The sequence below is a fragment of the Streptomyces sp. McG3 genome (assembly GCF_018619185.1).
GTDB lineage: Bacteria > Actinomycetota > Actinomycetes > Streptomycetales > Streptomycetaceae > Streptomyces.
In genome coordinates this window covers 1-4,218 of the sequence record NZ_JAAXYC010000470.1, presented here as the reverse complement: position 1 = coordinate 4,218, position 4,218 = coordinate 1, and the positions used below count along the sequence as shown (strand labels likewise).

Below are 4,218 nucleotides of genomic sequence, written 5' to 3'. Positions count from 1 at the left end.
CGCCCCACCCAGACCCAGGTCCTCGGCCTCCTGGACGCCCTGGCCACCGAGGACGACATCCTCGTCAACGCCGCGGGCTCCCTCCCCGGCGACCTGCACAAGCTCTGGCGCACCCGCTCCCGCGACCAGTACCACGTCGAGTACGGCTACTCCTGCATGGGCTACGAGATCCCCGCCGCGATCGGCGTCCTGCTCGCCGACGGAGTCCGTACGCCGCGCCGGCCCGTCTGGGCGCTCGTCGGCGACGGCACGTACCTCATGAACCCCACCGAGATCGTCACCGCCGTCCAGGAGAACCTGCCGCTGAAGCTGCTCATCCTGCAGAACCACGGATACGCCTCCATCGGCGGCCTCTCCGAGTCGGTCGGCGCCGAACGCTTCGGCACGGCCTACCGCCACCGGGACGCCGACGGCGGCTTCACCGGCCCGCCGCTCCCCGTCGACCTGGCCGCCAACGCGGCCTCCCTCGGCATGCGCGTCCTGCGCGCCACCACCGTCGACGACCTGCGCACAGCACTCTCCGAGGCCCGTGACGCGGAGGGCCCCACTTGTGTCTACGTCGAGACCGAAACGCCCGACACAGTGTCGGGCCCCCCTCCGGCACAGGCGTGGTGGGATGTTCCGGTAGCCGAGACCGCGAGCCGCCCGGCGGCGGTCGAGGCCCGGGAGGAGTACGACCGGCAGGTCGCCGCCCGACGCCGCCACCTGTGAAGACTGCCTGAACCCGCTCGAACTTCCTGAGCGGCCAGAAGCCTGAAGGAGTACGTCATGACGAAGACCGTCAACCACTGGATCGGCGGCAAGACAGTGGAGGGCACGTCGGGCCAGTACGGTCCCGTCACGGACCCCGCCACCGGCGCCGTCACCACACAGGTCGCGCTCGCCTCCGTGGAGGAGGTCGACGCGGCCGTGGCGGCGGCGAAGGCCGCGTACGCGACGTGGGGCACCTCCTCGCTCGCCCAGCGCACCACCGTTCTCTTCCGCTACCGCGCGCTGCTCGACGCCCACCGCGACGACATCGCCGCGCTGATCACCGCCGAGCACGGCAAGGTGCACTCGGACGCGCTGGGCGAGGTCGCCCGCGGTCTGGAGATCGTCGAGCTGGCGTGCGGGATCACCACCCAGCTCAAGGGCGAGCTGTCCACCCAGGTGTCCAACCGGGTCGACGTCTCCTCGATCCGCCAGTCGCTGGGCGTCGTCGCGGGCATCACGCCGTTCAACTTCCCGGCCATGGTGCCGATGTGGATGTTCCCGCTGGCCATCGCCTGCGGCAACACCTTCGTGCTGAAGCCCAGCGAGAAGGACCCCTCGGCCGCCAACCTGCTGGCCGAGCTGGCATCGGAGGCCGGCCTTCCGGACGGCGTCCTCAACGTCCTGCACGGCGACAAGGTCGCCGTCGACGGCCTGCTGAACCACCCCGACGTGACCGCCGTCTCCTTCGTCGGCTCCACCCCCATCGCCCGCTACATCCATGCCACGGCCTCCGCCAACGGCAAGCGCGTCCAGGCCCTCGGCGGCGCGAAGAACCACATGCTCGTCCTCCCGGACGCCGACCTGGACGCGGCCGCCGACGCGGCGGTCTCGGCTGCGTACGGCTCCGCCGGCGAGCGCTGCATGGCGATCTCCGCCGTCGTCGCGGTCGGCGCGATCGGCGACGAACTGGTCGCGAAGATCCGCGAGCGCGCCGAGAAGATCACGATCGGCCCCGGCAACGACCCCGCCTCCGAGATGGGCCCCCTGATCACCGCCGCCCACCGCGACAAGGTCGCCTCCTACGTCACGGGCGCCGCCGCCCAGGGCGCGGAGGTCGTCCTGGACGGCACGGGCCACACGGTCGAGGGCTTCGAGGACGGCCACTGGATCGGCCTCTCCCTCCTGGACAAGGTCTCCACCGACTCCGACGCGTACAAGGACGAGATCTTCGGCCCGGTGCTGTGCGTGCTCCGCGTGGACACGTACGAGGACGGCGTCGCCCTCATGAACGCCTCGCCGTTCGGCAACGGCACCGCGATCTTCACCCGCGACGGCGGTGCGGCCCGCCGCTTCCAGCTGGAGGTCGAGGCCGGCATGGTCGGCGTCAACGTGCCGATCCCGGTCCCCGTGGGCTACCACTCCTTCGGAGGCTGGAAGGACTCGCTCTTCGGCGACCACCACATCTACGGCAACGACGGCGTGCACTTCTACACGCGCGGCAAGGTCGTCACCACCCGCTGGCCCGACCCGGCCGACACCCCTGCGGGCGTCGACCTCGGCTTCCCGCGCAACCACTGAGGCCGCCCCCGGCCTGCCCGGGCCTCCGGCGAAATCCGGATGCCCGGGCACGGCCGGGTCCCCCATCCTGTGACCCATGAACACCCCGGCACTCCCGCCCCGTTACGAGATCCGCGCCCGGCAGACAGCCACCACCGTCACCGTCTACCAGGCGTACCGCCCCGCCATCGGGCTGCCCGCCGCACGCGACGGGCGGTTCCCCGAGGTCTGGAAGCGGGACCGGATGACGTGGATCAAGCCCAGCTTCCTGTGGATGATGTACCGCTGCGGCTGGGGTACGAAGGAGGGGCAGGAGGTCGTCCTCGCCGTCGAGATCGACCGGGGCGGCCTGGAATGGGCCCTCGCGCACGCCGAACTCTCCCACTACGCACGCGGGGTGCACCCCGACGCCGCGTCCTGGAAGCGGAGCCTGCGCACCGCCCCCGCCCGGGTCCAGTGGGACCCCGAACGCGACCTCGACCTGAACGCGCTCCCGCACCGCTCCCTCCAGCTCGGGCTGAGCGGTGAGGCCGCCCGGCGGTACGCGGACGAGTGGACCGTGTCCGTCCGCGACGTCACCCCGCTCGCGCGCGAGGTGCACGCGGCGGTCCGGGCGGGGCAGCGGGAGCGGGCCGCGGCCCTGCTGCCCGTGGAGACACCCCTCGACCTCGCCGCGCCCCGGCCGGTCCGGGGCGCTCGCGCGGCGCCGGACAGGTGACTTTCGGCAGTGCCGGAAGACTCCCGGTCTCCGTAGCCTCTCCCTCGTGAACAGCTCTTTCCCCAGGAACAGGACCGCTCGTGGGCCATGCCCCAGGTGGGCGGATCCGGGCGGCCTGCTGGTGCCCGCCGCGGCGGCCTTCGGCGCGCTGAGCCTGGTCGGGTGGTGGTGGGGCCTGCCGACGGCGATCGCCGCGTTCGTCGCGGGGCGGGGCCCCGGGCGGGGCAGAACCGTTCTTCTGGTCCTGGCCGGGACGCTCGTGGCCGGGGCGGTGGCGATGGCGGTGGCGCCGTCCCTGCTCGCTCTCGGGACGCGGTTCGTGGCGGTGGTCGTCCTCGCCGTGCTGGTGCCCTGGTTCGTGGGACGGTTCTCGCGTCAGTACCGGGAGTTGGTCCGGGCCGGCTGGGAGAGGGCCGAACAGCTGGAGCGGGAGAAGCGGTTGATCGCCGAGCAGGCGAGGCTGCTTGAGCGGGCCCGGATCGCCCGGGACATGCACGACGTGCTGGGCCACGACCTCAGTCTGATCGCCCTGTCGGCCGGGGCGCTGAAGCTGGCGCCCGGCCTGGACGAGCGGCACCGGCAGGCCGCCCAGGACATCCGGGGCAGGGCCGGTGCGGCGGTGGAGCGGCTCGGCGAGGTGATCGGCGTCCTCCGCGAGGAGAGCGAGGGCCCGCCGGACGGGCCGCGCGACTCCGACATCGCCCGGCTCGTCGGCGACGCGGCCGCCTCCGGGCTCGACGTCGGACTGACGGTGGCCGGAGAGGCGGCGGCGCCGGGCCTTCCGCCCGCCGTCGAACGCGCCGCGCACCGGGTCGTGCAGGAAGGCCTGACCAACGCGGCCAAGCACGCGCCGGGCCGGCCCGTGAGCGTCGAGCTCTCGCACACGGCGACCGAGACCCGGGTGGTGGTCCGCGACGGAGATCCGGCGACACCGCCCGGGGCCCCGGGCGAACGGCCGGCCGCGCCCGGGGGCCGAGGACTCGCCGGGCACGGGGAACGTGGACTCGCCGGGCCCGGGGGCCGAGGACTCGCCGGGCACGAGAACCGGGGGCCCGCCGGGCACGGGGGCCGAGGCCTCGCCGGGCACGAGAACCGGGGGCCCGCCGGGCACGGGGGCCGAGGCCTCATCGGGCTGGAGGAGCGCGTCCGGCTCGTCGGCGGCACCCTCGACCACGGTCCCCGGGACGGCGGCTTCACCGTCGATGCCCGGCTGCCCGGCGGCGCGGAGAGCGGCGCGCGCCCCCATGGAA

4 protein-coding genes are annotated in these 4,218 nt (G+C 73.7%); all 4 read left to right on the top strand.

What is annotated here, in order from left to right:
- Positions 1-711: thiamine pyrophosphate-dependent enzyme (locus tag HET64_RS37055; RefSeq protein WP_251146399.1), on the top strand; the 711-nt coding region annotated here is incomplete at its 5' end.
- A gap of 57 nt (positions 712-768) precedes the next feature.
- A complete protein-coding gene (gene mmsA / locus HET64_RS37050; RefSeq protein WP_215111627.1) occupies positions 769-2,271 on the top strand; it encodes a CoA-acylating methylmalonate-semialdehyde dehydrogenase in 1,503 nt (500 codons plus the stop codon).
- A 76-nt stretch (positions 2,272-2,347) separates the two neighbouring features.
- A complete protein-coding gene (locus HET64_RS37045) occupies positions 2,348-2,968 on the top strand; it encodes a DUF4291 domain-containing protein (RefSeq protein ID WP_215111626.1) in 621 nt (206 codons plus the stop codon).
- Positions 2,969-3,089: 121 nt separating this feature from the next.
- The coding region (locus HET64_RS37040; protein WP_215111628.1) for a histidine kinase at positions 3,090-4,218 on the top strand (1,129 nt) is incomplete at its 3' end.